The 19,748-nt window shown below is 49.2% G+C and carries 15 protein-coding genes; 7 read left to right on the top strand and 8 right to left on the bottom strand.

The window, feature by feature from the left end; all coding sequences use genetic code 11:
* Nucleotides 1-42: 42 nt before the first annotated feature.
* Genes GA693_RS07335 through GA693_RS07325 form a run of 3 tightly spaced genes read left to right on the top strand, consistent with a single transcriptional unit; the run spans nt 43 to nt 3,062 of the window.
* Nucleotides 43-1,569 carry an aromatic/alkene/methane monooxygenase hydroxylase/oxygenase subunit alpha gene (locus GA693_RS07335; protein WP_075168172.1) on the top strand — a complete coding sequence of 509 codons (1,527 nt, stop codon included), beginning with the start codon at nt 43-45 and terminating at the stop codon, nt 1,567-1,569.
* 57 nt (nt 1,570-1,626) lie between these two features.
* Complete coding sequence (locus GA693_RS07330; protein WP_104511304.1) at nt 1,627-1,989, top strand: phenol hydroxylase subunit P4; 363 nt, start codon at nt 1,627-1,629, stop codon at nt 1,987-1,989.
* 11 nt (nt 1,990-2,000) lie between these two features.
* On the top strand, nt 2,001-3,062 hold the full coding sequence (locus GA693_RS07325) for an NADH:ubiquinone reductase (Na(+)-transporting) subunit F (protein WP_160241156.1): 1,062 nt from the start codon (nt 2,001-2,003) through the stop codon (nt 3,060-3,062).
* 151 nt (nt 3,063-3,213) lie between these two features.
* Here the strand turns inward: GA693_RS07325 and GA693_RS07320 are convergent, their stop codons facing one another.
* Nucleotides 3,214-3,408, bottom strand: coding sequence for a heavy-metal-associated domain-containing protein (locus GA693_RS07320; RefSeq protein WP_005179178.1), 195 nt, complete (start codon nt 3,406-3,408; stop codon nt 3,214-3,216).
* A 152-nt stretch (nt 3,409-3,560) separates the two neighbouring features.
* Here GA693_RS07320 and GA693_RS07315 point away from each other — a divergent pair, with 152 nt between their 5' ends.
* On the top strand, nt 3,561-6,029 hold the full coding sequence (locus tag GA693_RS07315) for a heavy metal translocating P-type ATPase (protein WP_160241157.1): 2,469 nt from the start codon (nt 3,561-3,563) through the stop codon (nt 6,027-6,029).
* Between the two features lie 72 nt (nt 6,030-6,101).
* On the top strand, nt 6,102-6,494 hold the full coding sequence (cueR, locus tag GA693_RS07310; RefSeq protein WP_005179173.1) for a Cu(I)-responsive transcriptional regulator: 393 nt from the start codon (nt 6,102-6,104) through the stop codon (nt 6,492-6,494).
* Nucleotides 6,495-6,563: 69 nt separating this feature from the next.
* Here cueR and GA693_RS07305 read toward each other — a convergent pair whose 3' ends face one another.
* Nucleotides 6,564-7,196, bottom strand: a complete 633-nt coding sequence (locus GA693_RS07305; protein WP_005179171.1) for a class I SAM-dependent methyltransferase — start codon at nt 7,194-7,196, stop codon at nt 6,564-6,566.
* A gap of 233 nt (nt 7,197-7,429) precedes the next feature.
* Between GA693_RS07305 and GA693_RS07300 the strand changes: the two genes are divergently transcribed.
* Entirely contained in the window at nt 7,430-8,497 is a 1,068-nt protein-coding gene (locus GA693_RS07300; protein ID WP_005179168.1) for a 4-phosphoerythronate dehydrogenase, read from the top strand.
* Nucleotides 8,494-9,468, top strand: a complete 975-nt coding sequence (epmA, locus tag GA693_RS07295) for an EF-P lysine aminoacylase EpmA (protein WP_160241158.1) — start codon at nt 8,494-8,496, stop codon at nt 9,466-9,468. Before GA693_RS07300 ends, epmA begins: the two co-directional genes overlap by 4 nt.
* A 96-nt stretch (nt 9,469-9,564) precedes the next feature.
* Here epmA and GA693_RS07290 read toward each other — a convergent pair whose 3' ends face one another.
* The 6 genes from GA693_RS07290 to ahcY all read right to left on the bottom strand — a co-directional run bounded on the left by GA693_RS07290 (nt 9,565) and on the right by ahcY (nt 19,489).
* The gene (locus GA693_RS07290; protein WP_104488290.1) at nt 9,565-10,797 is read right to left on the bottom strand and encodes a multifunctional CCA addition/repair protein; all 1,233 of its coding nucleotides are present in this window, start codon (nt 10,795-10,797) and stop codon (nt 9,565-9,567) included.
* 89 nt (nt 10,798-10,886) lie between these two features.
* Nucleotides 10,887-13,166 (bottom strand): NADP-dependent malic enzyme, encoded by a 2,280-nt coding sequence (locus GA693_RS07285; protein WP_104488292.1) that lies wholly within the window; start codon nt 13,164-13,166, stop codon nt 10,887-10,889.
* Nucleotides 13,167-13,301: 135 nt separating this feature from the next.
* Nucleotides 13,302-16,178: an EAL domain-containing protein gene (locus GA693_RS07280; RefSeq protein WP_035363240.1), complete on the bottom strand. Its 2,877-nt coding sequence runs from the start codon at nt 16,176-16,178 to the stop codon at nt 13,302-13,304.
* A gap of 160 nt (nt 16,179-16,338) precedes the next feature.
* Complete coding sequence (locus GA693_RS07275; RefSeq protein ID WP_005179155.1) at nt 16,339-17,055, bottom strand: 16S rRNA (uracil(1498)-N(3))-methyltransferase; 717 nt, start codon at nt 17,053-17,055, stop codon at nt 16,339-16,341.
* A gap of 24 nt (nt 17,056-17,079) precedes the next feature.
* Entirely contained in the window at nt 17,080-17,916 is an 837-nt protein-coding gene (metF, locus tag GA693_RS07270; protein WP_016659212.1) for a methylenetetrahydrofolate reductase [NAD(P)H], read from the bottom strand.
* Between the two features lie 190 nt (nt 17,917-18,106).
* Entirely contained in the window at nt 18,107-19,489 is a 1,383-nt protein-coding gene (ahcY, locus tag GA693_RS07265) for an adenosylhomocysteinase (protein WP_005179150.1), read from the bottom strand.
* Nucleotides 19,490-19,748: the final 259 nt, after the last annotated feature.

The following is a 19,748-nucleotide window of genomic DNA, read 5'->3' as shown; positions in this document are numbered from 1 at the left end:
GCCTGAGTGCCTGCACTGGGAAAATTGAACAGGATGATCAAAATGAATACACAAGCCAAAACTGCACAGAAAAAACTGAATGCCAAAGACCGTTACCGGATGCTGACCCGTGATCTGGACTGGGATTTTTCCTATGCCGACCGTAAAGCCGCATTTCCGTATGAAGAATTTGAAGGCATTAAAATTACCGACTGGTCAAAATGGGAAGATCCGTTCCGTTTAACCATGGATGCCTACTGGAAATATCAGGCCGAAAAAGAGAAAAAACTCTACGCCATTTTTGATGCATTCGCGCAGAACAACGGTCAGATGAATGTCTCCAATGAACGTTATTTAAATGCGATCAAGCTGTTTTTAACCGCGGTTACCCCGCTAGAATATCAGGCCTATCAGGGTTATGCCCATGTCGGCCGTCAGTTCAGTGGTATTGGTGCGCGGATTGCCTCGCAAATGCAGTCGATTGATGAGCTGCGTCATGTACAGACCCAGATTCATGCCATGAGCCATTACAACAAGTTCTTTGATGGCTTTCAGGACTGGGCGCATATGCATGACCGGGTCTGGTATTTATCTGTGCCTAAATCATTCTTTGAAGATGCACGTTCAGCCGGGCCATTTGAATTCCTGCTGGCGATCAGCTTTGCCTTTGAATATGTGCTGACCAACCTGCTGTTTGTGCCATTTATGTCTGGTGCGGCCTATAACGGTGATATGGCCACCGTGACTTTTGGTTTTAGTGCTCAGTCCGATGAAGCACGTCACATGACCCTGGGCCTGGAAATTGTCAAATTCCTGCTGGAACAGCATGAAGATAACGTGCCAATTGTGCAGGAATGGATTGATAAATGGTTCTGGCGCGGCACACGTCTGTTGTCAATTGTCGGCATGATGATGGACTACATGCTGCCAAATAAAGTCATGTCCTGGAAAGAAGCCTGGGAAACCTACTTTGAAGAAGCGGGCGGGGCACTGTTTAAAGACCTGGGCCGTTATGGCATCCGTATGCCGAAATATTCGGAAGTGATCGAGAAAGAAAAAGAGCATGTGTCGCATCAGGCCTGGTGGATTTTCTATAACTTTGGCCATGCTGCCGGTTTCCACACCTGGATTCCAACCGATGAAGAAATGGACTGGCTGTCGGCCAAGTATCCGGACACCTTTGACAAATATTACCGTCCACGCTGGGAACTGGCCCGCAAGATGGAAGCCGAAGGCAAACGCTTCTATAGCGCCGGTTTACCGCAATTGTGTCAGGTCTGCCAGATTCCAATGACCTTTACCGAAATGGGCGGCGACCCGACCATGTTCAGTTATCGCGACAGCATCTATCAGGGCGAGCGTTATCACACCTGTTCCGATGGCTGCCACGACATCTTTGAACGTGAACCGGAAAAATATATTCAGGCCTGGCTGCCAGTGAACCAGATTTTACAGGGCAACTGTGGCGGGCCAGATCTGGAGAGCATCCTGCGTGATTATTATCACTTCAATGTCGGTGCAGACAACCTGGACATTGAAGGCTCGCCAGATCAGCAGCGCTGGAAAAAATGGAAAGGCGACGCCGCATAAAAAATGGAATTGGGTCATTGCTGCCAATGACCCGCTCAAGGAATTAGGAGATTTCTCATGACTGTACGTGCAATTCAAGACCATTATCAATTCGAACCGCGCGATGCCCAGCATCACTATGGCGACAACATGCTGTTGTATATTGGCTGGGATCATCACACCTTATATTGTGCGGCTCATGCCTTTGTGGTGTCACCGCAGCAGACCTTGCAGGATCTGATCGATCAGCAGATTCAGGCCGGTTTTCATCAGCATCCCGACTTTGAGCAGCTGGACTGGTCAACGGTGCAGTTTGTGTTAAACCATGAACCTTTACAGACCGATTTTTCCAAAACACTGGCCGAGCTAGGCTTTGACCACAAATCCCTGCTGCGTTTTGTCAGCCCGGAACTAAAAGGCTATCAGGATGCCCATGTTTAAGGAGAAAGCGCATGAGTTATCAAGTTACCATTGAACCGATTGGCACCACCATTGACGTGGAAGAAGACCAGACCATTCTCGATGCCGCCTTACGTCAGGGCGTATGGTTACCCTTTGCCTGCGGGCATGGCACCTGCGGCACCTGTAAAGTGCAGGTTACGGACGGTTTTTATGATGTCGGTGAAGCATCGCCGTTTGCTTTAATGGATATCGAACGCGAAGAAAACAAGGTGCTGGCCTGCTGCTGCAAACCGGAATCTGACATGATTATTGAAGCCGATGTCGATGAAGATGAAGATTTCATGGGCTATCTGGTGGAAGATTATCAGGCCACGGTGCTGGAAATAAAAGACCTGTCACCGACCATTAAAGGGCTGCGTTTACAGATTGACCGTCCAATGCAGTTTCAGGCCGGGCAATACATCAATATCCAGTTTCCGGGTGTTGAAGGCACGCGCGCTTTCTCGATTGCCAATGCGCCAAGTGAAGCCGGTATTATCGAGTTGCATATCCGTAAGGTCGAAGGCGGTGCAGCCACCCGTTATGTACATGAACAACTGAGTGTGGGTGAAGAACTGCAATTGTCCGGGCCGTATGGACAATTCTTTGTACGTAAATCCGATGATCAGGACGTGATCTTTATTGCCGGCGGTTCAGGTTTATCCAGCCCACAATCCATGATTCTGGACTTGCTGGAACAGGGCGATAGCCGGATTATTTACCTGTTCCAGGGCGCGCGAGATTTAAGCGAACTGTATAACCGCGAACTGTTTGAGCAGCTGGTCAAGGACTATCCGAACTTCCGTTATATTCCGGCGCTGAATGCCGTACAGCCGGAAGATCAATGGACCGGCTTTAACGGCTATGTACATGAAGCAGTGGCGGATTATTTTGAACACAAATGCAGTGGTCACAAAGCCTATTTATGCGGTCCACCGGTGATGATTGATGCCGCGATTTCAACCTTAATGCAAAGCCGCCTGTTTGAACGTGACATCCACACCGAACGCTTCCTGAGTGCGGCCGATGGGGCATCCGGTTCGGCCCGTTCGGCGCTGTTTAAGCATATTTAAGTTTAAGCGTGTTTTGTTTTTTGTCCGGTTTCGAATGACCTATTGCATGTCACGTTGTCCGTTATAGGTCATTCGTCTTTTGCCGCCTCCCTGATGCCCGCATCACGGAGGCGATTTTATAAACGCTAGCGGTTTTGAGAGTGCCTGGAAATTATTGCACTTCTGGCGGGAAACCATCTTCATTCAGCGCCGCCACCAGCTGATCTACGCTGGCACTGCTGTCAACGGTCACGATTTTACTGTCCAGATCAATGTCAACTTTGGCATTCGGGTCCACATCCTGAATGGTGGCTGTCACACCGCGGGCGCAGCCGCCGCAAGTCATATTGGCAATATGCAGTTTCATTAAGATGCTCCATGAGTCATGTGAAGATGCTTTCAGTTTAAAGCTTGTCATGATGGGAAGGTCAAGCCAAATTTTTATGCGCAGAGACTTGACCTTCCCATGATGTCAATCTGTATGCTGTAGCGAAATCCGGGTATTGGCCGAGGTAGGGCATGAGCATCTCAAATTCATCTGCTGTTTTTCGTGAAACATTGTCTATTCAGGGCATGACCTGTGCTTCATGCGTAGGCCGGGTGGAAAAAGCCTTAAAAAAAGTGGATGGGGTCGAGCAGGCCAATGTCAATCTGGCCACCGAACAGGCCGTGGTGGAATCTTCCGCACCACTTGACCGGGCCGCTTTGGTCAAAGCCATTGAGCGTGCCGGTTATGATGTGGTCGTCGCGGCACCCATCGAATTGTCAATTGATGGCATGACCTGTGCCTCCTGCGTGGCGCGGGTAGAAAAAGCCCTGAAAAAAGTGCCGGGTGTGCAGCAAGCCAATGTCAATCTGGCCACTGAGCAGGCCTGGGTCGAAGCCGATACTACGGTCAGTGCCGATAAACTGATTCAGGCCATCCGTAAGGCTGGTTATGATGCCCAGCTGCAGACCACGACCACCACTGAACAGGCGGATCAGAAAGCCAGCGAGCAGCAGCAATTAAAACGTGATCTGATAATTTCCCTGGTGCTGGCCATTCCGGTATTTGTGCTGGAAATGGGCTCGCATTTAATTCCGGCTTTTCATATGTGGGTCATGCATCAGATCGGGCAGATGCCGAGCTGGCTGTTGCAGTTCGTGTTGACCACGCTGGTATTGCTATTTCCGGGCCGGCGTTTTTATCAAAAAGGCATTCCGGCCTTGCTGCGTTTCGCGCCGGATATGAACTCGCTGGTGGCAGTCGGAACCCTGGCCGCATACAGCTTTTCGGTGGTGGCGACTTTTATGCCACAGCTGTTACCGGAAGGCACGGTCAATGTCTATTTTGAAGCTGCCGCGGTGATTGTCAGCCTGATTTTGCTGGGACGCTATTTTGAAGCCAAAGCCAAAGGCCGCACCTCGCAGGCAATTCAGCACCTGATCGGCATGCAGCCAAAAACCGCCCGCATTGTACGTAATGGCCAAAGTGTGGAAGTGCCGCTGGCTGAAGTCAGCTCGGGTATGCAGGTCGATATCCGCCCAGGAGAGCGGATTCCGGTGGATGGGGAAGTGCTGGACGGCCGCAGTTATGTCGATGAATCGATGATTAGCGGAGAGCCGCTGCCAGTAGAAAAAATGGCAGGCAGCGCCGTGGTGGGCGGCACCATCAACCAGAATGGCAGCCTGAGCATCCGCGCAACTGCGGTGGGGGCAGATTCGGTGCTGGCGCAAATTATCCGCATGGTCGAGCAGGCGCAAGGCTCCAAACTGCCCATTCAGGCGCTGGTCGATAAAGTCACCATGTGGTTTGTGCCAGCCGTAATGCTAATGGCTGTGCTGACCTTTCTGGTCTGGCTGATTTTTGGTCCTGAACCGGCGCTGACCTTTGGTCTGGTCAATGCTGTAGCGGTGCTGATTATTGCCTGTCCATGTGCTATGGGGCTGGCCACTCCAACCTCGATTATGGTCGGCACTGGACGTGGGGCAGAAATGGGCATTCTGTTCCGTAAAGGCGAAGCCTTGCAGCTGTTACAGGAAGCGCAGGTGGTGGCGGTGGATAAAACCGGCACCTTAACCGAAGGCAAGCCGCAACTGACCGATTTTCATGTACAGGCCGGTTTTGAGCAGACGCAATTATTAAGCTGGGTGGCGGCGGTAGAAGCCAAGTCGGAGCATCCGATTGCCTTTGCTATTGTCGAAGCCGCGCAGCAACAAGGCTTATCTTTACCAGCTGTGAGCGATTTTGATTCGATTGTCGGGTCCGGCGTGAAAGGGCAGGTCAATGGTCAATGGCTGTATATCGGGGCCGACCGTTATATGCATCAGCTGGGTTTAAGTACCACAGCCTTTGATCAGGTTGCGGTACGTTTGGGGCAGGAGGGAAAAACACCACTGTATGTGGCGGTAGAGGATCAACTGGCGGCCATCATTGCCGTGGCCGATCCAATCAAAGACAGCACCTTTGCCGCGATTGAAGCCTTGCATCAGTTGGGCGTAAAAGTGGCAATGATCACCGGCGATAACCGGCATACCGCCGAAGCGATTGCCCGGCAGCTAAAAATTGATACTGTGGTTGCCGAAGTTCTGCCGGAAGGCAAAGTCGATAGCGTACGTGAATTGCAGCAGCAATATGGCCGTCTGGCCTTTGTCGGCGATGGGATTAATGATGCCCCGGCGCTGGCACAGGCCGATGTCGGGCTGGCCATTGGCACCGGTACCGATGTAGCCATTGAAGCCGCCGATGTGGTGCTGATGTCCGGCAGTTTAAAAGGCATTCCCAATGCGATTGCTTTAAGTCAGGCCACTATCCGCAATATCCGCCAGAACCTGTTTTGGGCCTTTGTTTATAACGTGGCCTTAATTCCGATTGCCGCCGGCGTGCTGTATCCGCTGTGGGGCATTTTACTGTCGCCGATGTTTGCTGCAGGCGCAATGGCACTGTCATCCGTGTTTGTGCTGGGCAATGCTTTACGCCTGAAGCGCTTTGCCGCGCCGCTGCAATAGCCGTTGGCGTCAGGACATTTTCGGTTTAAGATCGGAGGCAGGTCTTAAACCGCCGTATTGAGCGAGAAGCATGTGAATATTGGTCAAGCCGCAAAGCAGTCGGGCATCTCTGCCAAAATGATCCGTTATTATGAAAGTATCGGCCTGCTCACGGCTGCCCAGCGCAGTGCTGCCGGTTATCGGGTCTATTCCGAGCAGGATTTAAAAACCCTGAATTTTATCCGTCATGCCCGCGAGCTGGGCTTTTCTACCGAGCAAATGAAAGAACTGATTTCGCTGTGGAAAAATAGCGGCCGCCAGAGTGCAGAAGTGAAAGCGCTGACCTTAAAACATATTGATGAGCTGAACCAGAAAATCCAGCGTTTACAGGACATGGTCAATTTGTTGCAGCAATCTGCGCAGCATTGTCAGGGCAATCACAGCGCGGAATGTGCCATTCTGGACCAGATTGAAAAAGGCGGATAAGCCAGTAAGCAGCAGGAATCGAATTGCAGGAGGATGAATCAATGCAGATTCATCCTCCTTTTTTATGCTTTATTTACGGATTTGAATGGCAAACTGAATCACATGCGACTTCCCCTGATGCAGCTGTCCTTCATGACGTTCCACTTCACCGACAAAGAAATGCAGCAGATGATCTTGCTGGAAGATCTCTAGAAAATCACGTGGATCATACAGCATGTCAGGATTGCCCGGGCCACCGGTGGCATAGGCCAGTTGTGCTTTGGAATAGACCTCGCCAATGAACCAGCCACCGGATTTCAGGCTATGACGCACGCCGTGCAGTAATTTCTGCTGGGTCGGCTGATTGACATGACCAAACACGCAAATCGCATGCTGAAACTGGTTTTCCGGCCATTCTACCTGACTTAAATCCACCGCGGCGGTGTCCAAGGTCAGCTGTTTGGCCTGGGCATGTTTTTGGGCTTTTTCAAGCGCAACAGTCGAATAATCCCAGAGTAGTCCGGCAAATGGCAGTTGCTGTTCACGGGCGCGCTCGGCCAGATAAATCAGGTTACGGCCTTCACCTTCAGCAATGCCCAGCGTAGCGCCAGAAATCGCTAACTGCTGGGCCATCTGCTGAATAAAAACGTTGGCCGCTTCGCCATATAAATGATCGGTGCTGTGGTAGCGTTCATCCCATGGATTGCTAAAGCGAGGTGTCATATGCAGGCCCTTCATTGGTTAAAAATAAACGGGGGAGAAGATTAAGACTGGCCTTGACTATAACATATTATAAAAACATATATTGTTTTATTCGGCTTCGGCAAGTTGTATTTGGGTGAAGCCTGATGGGCCGGCTTTGCTGCGGTTAATATTCAGTGTATTTACTGCAATAGCGCTTCATCCGCAGGGCCTTCAGGCGTTATCATGGACAGATCAAAGCATTGGATTGCCTTATGAAAATTATTGCCGATGAAAATCTGGCCTTTACCGATTATTTTTTTGCCGAGTTTGGTGAAATCTCCCATCGTCCGGGCCGGACCTTAACTGCGCAGGACCTGCACGATACCGAAGCCTTACTGGTGCGCTCGGTAACCAAGGTCAATGCCGAACTGATCCAGCACAGCAAGCTGCGTTTTGTGGGCAGTGCCACCATTGGTACCGATCATCTGGATATTGCCGCGCTGGAACAGCAGCAGATTCGCTGGTCCAATGCCGCCGGCTGTAATGCACAGGCGGTTGCCGAATATGTGATTACCGCCTTACTGCATGTGCGTCCAGCCTTACTGGAAGCAGGCCAGCAGTTCTGTCTGGGCATTATCGGACTGGGCAATGTCGGTTCGCGTCTGGCGGTAATGGCGGAACTGCTGGGCTGGAAAGTGGTGGCTTATGATCCTTTGGTGCAACGTGAAAGTGTGCAGCAACTGGCATTGGCAGACGTATTGGCTCAGGCCGATGCCATTTCGATTCATGTGCCGCTGACCAAAACCGGTCCGTATCCGACCTATCATCTGTTCAATGCCGAAACCCTGGCCCAGATGAAGCCGGATGCAATTTTAATTAACTCAGCGCGTGGTCCGGTGGTGGCAGAGCAGGCATTAATGACCGATATCCAGCAGACCGGGCGTGCGGTGGTGCTGGATGTATTTGAGCATGAACCGGAAATTTCTGCCGAATTATTACATCTGGTCACGTTGGTAACGCCGCATATTGCCGGTTACAGTCTGGAAGGCAAAGCCCGCGGCACACAAATGATTTATGCCGCTTTTTGTGAAGTCTTTGGGCAAGTGGCACATAAACGCTTTGAAAACCAGTTGCCGCCGTGCAGCGATTATTTTAGTGGTCAGCCGTTAAAAGCCGCACTGCAACAGCATCTGCCACAGATGTATGATATTGCCGCCGATGACGCCAAATTACGTGCCTGCTTAAAAGACGGCAAGGTCGATCAGCAGGCCTTTGACCATTTACGCAAGACTTATCCGCTGCGCCGTGAATGGGCTGCGCATGGAGGGCCAGCCGCATGAGCCTGAACTATCAGCCGACCTGTAGTCTTGAGGCCATGCGTGCCCGCGCCAAGATGTACGCCCAGATTCGCCAGTTTTTTGCTGAGCGCGAAGTGCTGGAAGTGGAAACGCCTATTTTGTCGCAGGCCGGTGTCACCGATGTACATTTAAGCTCGGTACAGGCCAAGCGTCATGTATTGGGCCAGCAGCAGACGCATTATCTGCAAACTTCGCCTGAATTTGCCATGAAACGCCTGCTGGCCAGTGGCAGTGGCCCGATTTACCAGATCTGCAAGGTGTTTCGTGATGATGAGCATGGCCGCAAACACAATAGCGAATTTACCATGCTGGAATGGTATCGCCCGGGTTTTAGCCTGAAAGAGCTGATGTTTGAAGTCACCGATTTACTCAATCTGACCTTGGCACAGCGTTTTGGTGAAGTACGTCCAACGGTACTGAGTTATAAACATGCTTTTATGGATCGGCTGGATCTGAATCCGCTGCAAGCGACATTGCAGGAACTGAAAGCCTGCTGTCAGCGTGTCGGGCTAAGCCTCGATTTAGGTGATGATCGTCTGGGCTATATCGACCTGTTGTTCTCGCATATGGTTGAGCCTAGTCTGGGCTTTGACACGCCGGTATTCCTGACCGATTTCCCGCCGGAACTGGCCTCACTGGCCAAAACTCGTGTCGATGAAGATGGCGAACTGGTTGCCGCCCGTTTTGAGCTGTACATTGAAGGGCTGGAACTGGCCAATGCCTATGATGAACTGGCTGAGGCCGAGGTGCTCCGTGGCCGTTTTGAAGCCGACAATCAGGAGCGGGAAAAACTGGGCTTGCATGTGATGCCACTTGATGAATATCTGCTCAGTGCCTTGCCTCAGATGCCGCCATGTTCAGGTATTGCGCTGGGTATTGACCGTTTATTGATGGTTGCCACCCAGCAGATGCGTTTGGAACAGGTAATTACTTTTCCGGCCGAGCAGTCTTAAGGCAGGTTGATCCAGATCAGCGCAGGGGATGGTTCATCCCTAGGAAATAAAAATACCCGTGTATAGCACGGGTATTTTTAATTTTATGACTCAATTTTAGCTTGCAGCGGTATATTCTGCTTTCAGCACTTCAATGGCTTTAATACGGCGCTGAATCAGCATTTCACCAATATCCGGGCCTTTAATCTCAGGCGGTAAATCCTGCGCTTTAATGCCGCGCACCACCTGCATGGCTTTGAGCACATAATCGGCCTGCGGATAGTCCCGATCTTCCATGCCTAAACGGCCACGCGAATCACATTCACAGGCCTGAACAAAGGCTTCTACCCGTTCCGGGCGACGCAACACATCCAGACGCTGTAGCAGACGCCATAAGGTGCCCGGTTTCAAGGTCAGGGCCTGATGGCATTTTAAATGTTCCTTGCACACCGCCAGTGCCAGCTGTTTGGTATAGGTCGGCACTTTCAGGCGGTCACACAGGTCAGTAACCGGCTGAATACCACGTTCTTCATGCATGATATGACGCGGTAATTCATCGGCTGGGGTCAGGGCCTTGCCCAAGTCGTGCACCAGCACGGCAAAACGCACATCCAGACTGTAATTCTGGCGGCAGGCCTGTTGCAGGGACATTAAGGTATGCACGCCGCAGTCAATTTCCGGATGATATTCCGGGCGCTGTGGAATCCCAAACAGGGCATCAATTTCCGGGAACAAGGCTTTTAAGGCACCGCAGCGACGCAGCACTTCAAAGTATTCATCGGCATGATCTTCCTGCAAGGCGCGTGCAGTTTCTTTCCAGACTCGTTCCGGGGTTAAGGTATCCAGCTCGCCAGATGCTGCCAGCGTGCGCATCAGGGTCAGGGTGTCATCGGCCACACGAAAGCCCAGCGCTTTATAACGCGCAGCAAAACGGGCAATTCTGAGTACACGTAATGGATCTTCAACAAAGGCGTCGGAAACATGACGCAGCACTTTTTGCGCCAGATCCTGCTGTCCACCATAAGGATCATAGACCTGGCCGTTTTCATCCATGGCCATGGCATTAATGGTCAGGTCACGACGGATTAAATCTTCTTCCAGCGTGACATTGGGTGCAGTATAAAACTCGAAACCATGATAGCCCTGACCGGCTTTACGTTCGGTACGGGCCAGTGCATATTCTTCTTTTGATTCAGGATGTAAAAACACAGGGAAGTCTTTGCCCACGGGCTGATAGCCTTGGGCCAGAAGCTGTTCGGGTGTTGCCCCGACAACCACATAATCTTTTTCGTGATAGGGGTGCCCCAGCAAATGATCTCGCACCGCACCGCCTACTAAATAAACTTGCATGAAAAAACCTCTATTCTTGAGGTCATCATGCAACAGAATAGAGGTTTTCTCAAGTCAGAATGCCGAGCTTTTCACTCGGCATTCAGTTTTTATAGCGCGTCTTGTTCCGCTTGCTGAATTTCTGCCACGGTTAACGCAGTCATATTCACCACACGACGGGTGGTCGCTGTTGGCGTTAAAATATGTACCGGTTTCGCTGCGCCCAGCAAGATTGGACCAATGGTCACGTTGCTGCCTGAAGTCGATTTCAACAGGTTAAACGAAATATTGGCTGCATCCAGGTTCGGCATAATCAGCAGGTTAGCTGAACCTTTGAAGCGTGAGTTCGGGAATGCGAAATGGCGAATATTTTCGTCCAGTGCCGCATCACCATGCATTTCACCTTCCACTTCAAGTTCTGGTGCAATCTCAGACAGAATATCAAACACTTTACGCATTTTTTGCGCGCTGGCATCGTTCTGGTCTGAACCAAAGCTTGAATGCGACAGCAGGGCAATACGTGGTGTTACACCAAAACGGCGTACTTCTTCAGCGGCCAGAATGGTCATTTCAGCCAGCTGTTCAGCTGTCGGATTACGGTTGATGTAAGTGTCGGCAATAAACAGGTTACGATCTTCCAGCATCAGCGCATTCAGAGTGAAGAAAGTATTGTGACCTTCTTTCAGACCAATAATATTGCTGACGAAGTCTAAGTGAATGTCGTAGCTTGAATAAGTACCACATAACATACCGTCAGCCAGACCGTGTTTCACCAGCATTGCGGCAATTAGAGTCGAACGGCGACGTGCTTCACGCTGCGCATATTCAGGCGTTACACCTTTACGCTGCATGATGCTGTAGTAATCATCAGCGAATTTTTCGTAATCCGGGTTTTTCTCCTGATCAACAATAGTGATATTCACACCATGTTCCAGACGTAAGCCCAGTTTCTTGATATTCGCTTCAATAACCGCGGTACGACCCACCAGAATCGGTTGTGCCAGACCTTCGTCCACTGCAATTTGTACTGCACGTAAAACGCGTAAGTCTTCGCCTTCTGCATAGGCAATGCGTTTCGGATCGGTTTTCGCCTGCGCAAAAATTGGTTTCATCATAAACGCAGAGTTATATACAAACTCTGACAGACGTTGATGATAAGCCGAGAAGTCCTGAATTGGACGTGTTGCCACGCCTGAATCCATCGCTGCTTTGGCAACCGCTGGAGCAATTTCAAGAATCAGACGCTGATCAAGCGGACGTGGAATTAAATAGTCACGACCAAATGAAGCAGATTTCTCACCATAGGATGCCGCATCTGCTTCTATGTGCGCCATACGTGCAATCGCGTGTACGCAGGCAATTTTCATTTCTTCGTTAATGGTGGTTGCACCGACATCTAGCGCACCACGGAAGATGTACGGGAAGCACAGCGCGTTATTCACCTGGTTCGGATAGTCAGAACGTCCAGTTGCCATAATCACATCATCACGTACTTCGTGGGCATGTTCAGGCAGAATTTCCGGATCCGGGTTAGCCAGAGCGAAGATGATTGGATTAGCCGCCATCTGCTTGACCATTTCTTTGGTCAGAATACCGGCAGCAGAGAGACCGAGGAACATATCGGCACCGGCAATTACATCGGCCAGTTGGGTTGCTTCAATATCCTGTACGTAGCGTTTTTTCGACTCGTCCAGACCTTCACGTTTGGTGGTCAATAGACCGCGTGAGTCCGCCACAATAATATTTTCTTTTTTCGCACCCAGGGCACAAAGCAGGTCCAGGCACGACAGGGCAGCAGCACCGGCACCTGAAGCCACAATCTTGATTTCGGCAATGTTTTTGCCGTTCAGTTGTAGCGCATTCAGCAGCGCAGAACCGACGATAATTGACGTACCATGCTGGTCATCATGGAACACCGGAATGTTCATGCGTTCACGCAGTTTTTGCTCAATGTAGAAGCATTCTGGTGCCTTGATGTCTTCAAGGTTAATCCCGCCAAAGGTTGGTTCGAGTGCAGCAACGATATCAACGATTTTGTCTGGATCATTTTCAGCGATTTCGATGTCAAATACATCGACGCCGGCGAATTTCTTGAACAGAACGCCTTTACCTTCCATAACCGGTTTAGACGCTAAAGGACCGATGTTCCCTAAACCTAGTACAGCGGTACCGTTACTCACCACGGCAACCAGGTTGCCACGTGCTGTATACAGTGCTGCAGTAGAAGGATCTCGTTCAATCTCTAAACATGGTGCCGCGACACCAGGTGAGTATGCAAGCGCTAAGTCACGTTGGTTGACCAGCTGCTTACTTGGGGTAACGCTGATTTTACCTGGAGTAGGAAATTCGTGATAATACAAAGCCTGCTGTTTTAATGATTGATCGTCCATCTGAATCTCGTATGTTACTGTGTCCAGCGATGCTGGCGGTTTGTGCTAAATCTGCTCGAATATACCATTACTTACGCACTAAGCACAGTCAAAGCTGCGCATTTTTAGAACAAACTTAGAAGTTTAAGCTATAGATTAAGATTCACTAACAATAAGTGGTGTCTGCATTTTTTCACTCAGGAAGCGGGTCGCATCCTGTTGTGGCAGCGGTTTGGAGAATAAAAAGCCCTGGGCGATGTCGCAATCGAGCTTTCTGAGGTACTGAAGTTGATGTTCAGTTTCAATACCTTCAGCGACAATGGTCATGCCCATGGCTTTGCCCATGGCAATCATGGCACTGACAATGGCTTCCTGCTTGCTGTGGCCAATCTTGGACACAAAGCTGCGGTCGATCTTTAAAACATCTATAGGAAAATCGGTTAAGTAAGAGAGGGAAGAATAACCGGTACCAAAATCATCCAGCGAAATATGAATATGGCGCTTCTTGATTTCTTCCAGAATATATTTGACCTCGTCGGTATTTTCCAGCAACGACGATTCAGTAATTTCCAGTTCCAGGCTTTCACCGGAAATATGATAGGTATTGAGCGCCTCATCAATATCTTCCAGCAAATGTCCGCGTTGTAGCTGCTGCGCCACAATATTGACCGAAACCCGGATGTTATCAAAGCCCAGTGCCTGCCAGTCCCGAATCTGCTTGGCGGTTTGCTGAATTACGATATGGCCAATCTCTGAAATCAGGCTGGTTTGCTCGGCAATTGGAATAAATAAGCCGGGTGGAATCAGGCCTTTTTCCGGATGGTTCCAGCGTACCAAGGCTTCAAAACCGGAGACCTGCTGATCATGGAAATTGATTTTTGGCTGGTAATAGACGATCAGCTCATCATTTTTAATGGCCTGACGTAAATCGCGCTCAATGTGCACGTCCTGCTCTAACAGCTTGGTGGTTTCCAGCGAATAGTATTTGGTGGTATTGCCACCCAGACGCTTGGCTTCCGACAGCGCCTGTTCGGCACAGTTGTTTAAATAATCCAGCTGCCGGCCATGTTCAGGATATAAAGACACGCCCATCGACAGGGTAATAATATGGTCCTGACCCTGGATATTAAACGGCGCCGAGAAGGCTTTGGTAATACGTTCGCAATGCTGCTGCACCGATGGGCGAATATGTGACAGCTCATAAATAATGGCAAAGTCATCGCCATTTAAATGCGCCACCAACAGCGCTTCGGCATTAATGAGGCGTAAACGCTGTGCCACCTGTCTTAGCAGTTCATCGCCGCCATTATGGCTTAAATATTCATTCAGCACCCGGAACCGGTCGATGTTCAGACGAATCACCGCCAGTTGTTTAATCGAATCCTGATGGGACACCAGATACTGATGCAGCTGATAATTATAATAAAACCGGTTAGGCAGATCGGTCAGCGTGTCATAATTTTCCAGATAGGACAGGCGCTGTTCCTGCCGGCGGCGCTCGGTTAAATCCGAGACAATCCCGACATAATGGGTAGAGCGGTTCTGCTCATTGCTGACGGTATTCATGTGCAGGCGGATGGTCAGCTCTTTGCCCGACAGGTATTTTTCATCCATTTCGCCATCATATTCGCCTTCTTTGAGCAGTTGCTTGACAATGGCATTGTGCATACTGCGCTGCCGTGATTTGTAATTGCTGGCAATATCAAACAGATGTTTGCCAATAATCTGCTCGCGACTAAAGCCGGTCAGCTGTTCAAAGCACGGATTGACCTCAATATAACGCAGGTCCTCATTCAGAATAAAAATCCCTTCTGCTGCCTGCTGTAGTACGCTGGCGGTCAGTTTCAGGCGTTCCTGATCAGTTTTTTCCTGATGGATGTCACGGCGGATACCGACCATGCGTAATGGACGCCGGGTTTCGGGGTCACGCTCAATCACACGGCCAACATCATGTACCCAGACCCATTTGCCATTGCTTTGCTGTACCCGGTAGGTCACTTCATAGCGGTCGGTCTGGCCACGCAGATGCTGCTTCATGGTGTTACGAAAATGCGCCAGATCATCCGGGTGAATCAGTTGCTGCAGTTTGTGATGATGGGCTTTGGAGCCGGACATTTTCAGCTGCTGGTGTTCATTGGTCAGGGTAATCAGGCGATGCTTGATGTCCCAATCCCATGGTTTTAACCCGGCCACTTCATGCGCCAGCACCAGATTGGCCTGTTGATCTTGCAGGGCTTTATGAATTTGCTCCAGATCAAAGGTCCGCTCTTTCACTTTCTGTTCCAGCATCTGGTTATTAAACTGCAACTGCTGCTCAATGTCTTTGGAGCGGTTCATTTCCGTTTGCAGTTGCTGGCATAGCTGGTCGGTCCAGGCCACTTGCTGTTCGGCCTGTTTTTTCAGCTGATTATTCTTGAAATAGACGCTAGATAGCCGGCGATGCATGTGCATGGAGGTATTGGCACAAATCAGCAGACAGATTAAGGCAAAGTTGGTGGCCAGATAAAACAGCGGTTCGGTGTTGCTGTTAAAGAACAGTGGGGAAATTAAATACGGCACAATGGCCGGAATAAATACCAGCGAAAAATAGCTCAGGCGCTGGGTTAAAAAGGTGAGGGCAAAGGTCTGGCTAATAATCACCAGCAAAGCCGCCAGAATAATGGCCTGATAGGTGCTCATCTCCAGACTGTACTTCGGCAGGAAATAGTACAGCAGGGCAATGCCAATACCAAGGCTAATACCAACCAGCAGGCATACCAGCTTGATCCAGCGATGTGCCATTTGAATACTGTATTGACCGGGCTTAAAGCGCATTTCATTAAAGAACAGGCAGCCGGCCAGCCCCAGTTCACTCAGCAGGAACCAGGCATTAAACGCGAAAGTTGAAAAATTAAAAGAGTAGTGAAAAATAAAATAAATATAAAAACAGAGAATGAGGATGCTCAGCAAAAAGAAGCGCATCAGCCGGATTGTATTGGTGATTTGGGCAGCATACAAATACTGCTCCATGAGCTCATCCTGATGGTCTGACATATATCCCCAAAACCCTATAAATTACAGAGTATGTAAAAATCTATTTTATTTTATGAATAACCTGATATTAGGTGAAATTGTAAAATAATATTTTGAGATTAGTCAGTAAACTTTAAAAAAGCAATCATCTGACTCAGCATTCAGCTAAAAATAAGACGAATTACACGCTGAAGTTAAAATTTAAAATAGAAAGTGCGACCACGGGTGCAGTTTCAGTTCTTAACACGCGCTCGCCTATACACCAGTTCACAAAACCTTTCGTATTTGCGCTACTGATTTCAGCCTCGCTCAGGCCGCCTTCAGGCCCAATTAACAGGGCAAGTTCTGGCGTGGCATTGTGTAAGACATTCACTTCATCTTTGTTGGGTGCTAATACCAGTTTGGTGGCTGGCAGATCGGTATCGAGCCATTTTTCCAGCGACATCGGCGGGAGAATTTTAGGCACAATATTCAGACCACATTGCTCACAAGCAGCAATGGCGATACCTTGCCAGTGATCCAGTTTTTTCTGGTCACGGTCGTATTTCAGACGCATTTCGCAGCGTTCAGAGGTGAGGAGCTGAATCTCGGAAACGCCGAGTTCCACCGCTTTTTGAATGGCATAATCCATCCGGTCGCCCTTACTCATGACCTGACCGAGCAGGGCCTTGAATTTAGGTGTACGGTTGCCCGGATTAAAGCTGTTGACCATCACCGTTGCTGTTTTTTTCTGGACGTCGGTAAGGGTCACTTCATATTCGCCACCTTGTCCATTGAACAGGGTGGCTGTGTCGCCCACTTGTGCGCGCAGTACTTTACACCAATGGTGAAACACGGTTTCGGTCAGCGCGAGCTGCGTCTCAACCGTTAATTCAGCTTCAATATAAAAACGTGGCATAAAGTACAACTCGCAAAAAGAAAATTAGGCTAAACCAAGATCAGTCACAAGCTGACGGGTAGGCTCGGTATTGTTCATGGTGTAGAAGTGCAGACTTGGCGCACCACCTGCAATCAGGCGTTCACAGAATTTCAGCACCACTTCATGACCGAAGGCTTTAATCGATGCCGTGTCATCACCATATGTCGCCAGTTGCTTGCGAATCCAGCGTGGAATTTCAGCACCAGTACTATCGGCAAAGCGAATCAGGTTGCTGGCATTGGTAATTGGCATAATACCCGGCGCCACCGGAATATTGACACCGGCTTGCTGAATACGCTCAACAAAGTAGAAGTAGGCATCCGGATTGAAAAAGAATTGCGTTAAGGCTGCATTGGCGCCGGCATTTACTTTTTCAACAAAATGCTGAATATCTTTATCAAAGCTTTCCGCTTGTGGGTGCATTTCCGGATAGGCAGCCACTTCAATATGGAAATGATCACCGGAATGTTCACGAATAAAGCGGACTAGATCCTGTGCATATGGCAATTCACCCAAGCCAACCTGACCGGATGGCAAGTCACCACGCAGTGCCACAATACGGTCAATACCTTGTGATTTGTACAGGTCCAGCAATTCGGCAATACGCGCTTTGTCATCACCAATACAAGACAGGTGAGGCGCAACCGGTGTGCCTTTGCCATTGAAGTCGTTAATGGTCGATAAGGTACGTTCACGAGTTGAACCACCAGCGCCATAGGTCACCGAGAAAAATTCTGGATTTAAAAGCTGAAGCTCTTGGTGTACGGTCTTGAGTTTTTCTGCACCGGCATCAGTTTTGGTTGGGAAGAACTCGAATGAAATCGGAATCTGTTTTGACATGTTGAAATCCTTTTTATAAATACTTTTTATTCACCCTCTCCCTGACCTCTCCCAAAGGGAGAGGAGTATTCATTACTGAATAACGCAGAGTCTTGGCTCAAATTACTTAAATTTCACAAGTAAAACTCGTAATGTAAATGATTTGAGAGTTCACCCTCTCCCTATGGGAGAGGGATGGGGTGAGGGCTAATTAATATTTATAAGCATCCGATTTAAACGGACCTTCAACCGCTACACCTAAGTAGTCCGCTTGTTCTTGCGTCAATTGCGTCAGAACGCCGCCAAAACCTGCAACCATTGCAGCTGCAACTTCTTCGTCCAATTTCTTCGGAAGCAGTTCAACGCGAATCGCGGCTTGTTTTTGATCTTCAGGAAGATCAGCAAATTTCTCAGCGAACAAGTGCATTTGACCTAAAACCTGGTTGGCAAATGAACCGTCCATCACGCGTGATGGGTGACCTGTTGCGTTACCCAGGTTCACTAAACGACCTTCAGACAGCAGGATCAGGTAATCGTTTTCATTTTCTGAACGATACACCTGGTGAACTTGAGGTTTCACTTCAACCCACTTGTAACCACGTAGGTAGTTGGTGTCGATTTCAGTGTCAAAGTGACCGATGTTACATACAACAGCACCTGCTTTTAATGTATCCAGCATGGCAGCGTCACAAACGTGGTAGTTACCCGTTGTTGTTACGATCAGGTCAGTGTTTAAAAGAAGGTCAGCGTTAACGTCTTCTTTCTTGCCGGTTTGAACACCATTTTTGTATGGAGAAACCACTTCATAACCGTCCATGCAGGCTTGCATTGCACAGATAGGATCGATTTCAGAAACACGTACGATCATGCCTTCTTGACGAAGTGATTGCGCAGAACCTTTACCTACGTCACCGTAACCAATGACCAGCGCACGACGACCAGATAAAAGCATATCGGTTGCACGTTTGATGGCATCGTTGAGTGAGTGACGGCAACCGTATTTGTTGTCGTTTTTAGACTTGGTTACTGAATCGTTTACATTGATTGCAGGTACTTTCAGAGAACCGTCTTTCCACATTTCAAGCAGACGTTGTACACCTGTGGTGGTTTCTTCAGTAATACCGTGGATTTTCGCCAAAACTTCTGGGTATTTTTCGTGAACAAGTGCAGTTAAGTCACCGCCATCGTCCAGAATCATGTTGGCATCCCAAGGCGTGCCATTCACGTTAATTTGTTGCTCTAAGCACCACACGTATTCTTCTTCAGTTTCACCTTTCCAAGCGAACACAGGAACACCAGACGCAGCAATGGCAGCAGCAGCGTGGTCTTGAGTCGAGAAGATGTTACAAGAGGTCCAGCGTACTTCAGCGCCAAGTTCAACCAAAGTTTCGATCAGAACTGCTGTTTGGATTGTCATGTGGATACAACCCAGGATTTTAGCGCCCGCAAGTGGTTTAGCCGCAGAGTAGCGTTTACGCAGACCCATCAGGGCTGGCATTTCAGCTTCTGCAAGTTTGATTTCTTTACGACCGAAGTCTGCTAAAGTGATGTCTGCTACTTTGTAATCAGTAAATGAAGCATTAACCGCGTTCATCACGATCTCCTTAATAAAAACAATTGATCATTCAGTTCGCGGATGCCGTTGTTGATCAAAGCGGATGTTTGACCGATGGTCGAGCCTAGCGCTTTTACATTTCGTACCTGTAAAACGTCGCAGCATCCCTCGACTAGCGCAGTATTGTACTTGGAAATTGCCCAGAGTTCCAATCTGAAATTGTTGAATATCTGGCTAAACTGTTCCGGTTTCTCGCTGTAGTGTTCTTTGATCTCCAAAACAATTAGAAATTCCGGCT

The organism is Acinetobacter indicus, assembly GCF_009914475.1.
In the GTDB taxonomy this organism is placed as follows: domain Bacteria; phylum Pseudomonadota; class Gammaproteobacteria; order Pseudomonadales; family Moraxellaceae; genus Acinetobacter; species Acinetobacter indicus.
This window is presented reverse-complemented; position numbering and strand designations above follow the sequence as displayed.

Bases quoted from the DNA above. Each gene is read 5' to 3' on its own strand.
- GA693_RS07335 (WP_075168172.1), top strand. From the start codon at position 43: ATGAATACACAAGCCAAAACTGCACAGAAAAAACTGAATGCCAAAGAC.
- GA693_RS07330 (WP_104511304.1), top strand. From the start codon at position 1,627: ATGACTGTACGTGCAATTCAAGACCATTATCAATTCGAACCGCGCGAT.
- GA693_RS07325 (WP_160241156.1), top strand. From the start codon at position 2,001: ATGAGTTATCAAGTTACCATTGAACCGATTGGCACCACCATTGACGTG.
- GA693_RS07320 (WP_005179178.1), bottom strand. From the start codon at position 3,408: ATGAAACTGCATATTGCCAATATGACTTGCGGCGGCTGCGCCCGCGGT.
- GA693_RS07315 (WP_160241157.1), top strand. From the start codon at position 3,561: ATGAGCATCTCAAATTCATCTGCTGTTTTTCGTGAAACATTGTCTATT.
- GA693_RS07305 (WP_005179171.1), bottom strand. From the start codon at position 7,196: ATGACACCTCGCTTTAGCAATCCATGGGATGAACGCTACCACAGCACC.
- GA693_RS07300 (WP_005179168.1), top strand. From the start codon at position 7,430: ATGAAAATTATTGCCGATGAAAATCTGGCCTTTACCGATTATTTTTTT.
- epmA (WP_160241158.1), top strand. From the start codon at position 8,494: ATGAGCCTGAACTATCAGCCGACCTGTAGTCTTGAGGCCATGCGTGCC.
- GA693_RS07290 (WP_104488290.1), bottom strand. From the start codon at position 10,797: ATGCAAGTTTATTTAGTAGGCGGTGCGGTGCGAGATCATTTGCTGGGG.
- GA693_RS07285 (WP_104488292.1), bottom strand. From the start codon at position 13,166: ATGGACGATCAATCATTAAAACAGCAGGCTTTGTATTATCACGAATTT.
- GA693_RS07280 (WP_035363240.1), bottom strand. From the start codon at position 16,178: ATGTCAGACCATCAGGATGAGCTCATGGAGCAGTATTTGTATGCTGCC.
- GA693_RS07275 (WP_005179155.1), bottom strand. From the start codon at position 17,055: ATGCCACGTTTTTATATTGAAGCTGAATTAACGGTTGAGACGCAGCTC.
- metF (WP_016659212.1), bottom strand. From the start codon at position 17,916: ATGTCAAAACAGATTCCGATTTCATTCGAGTTCTTCCCAACCAAAACT.
- ahcY (WP_005179150.1), bottom strand. From the start codon at position 19,489: ATGAACGCGGTTAATGCTTCATTTACTGATTACAAAGTAGCAGACATC.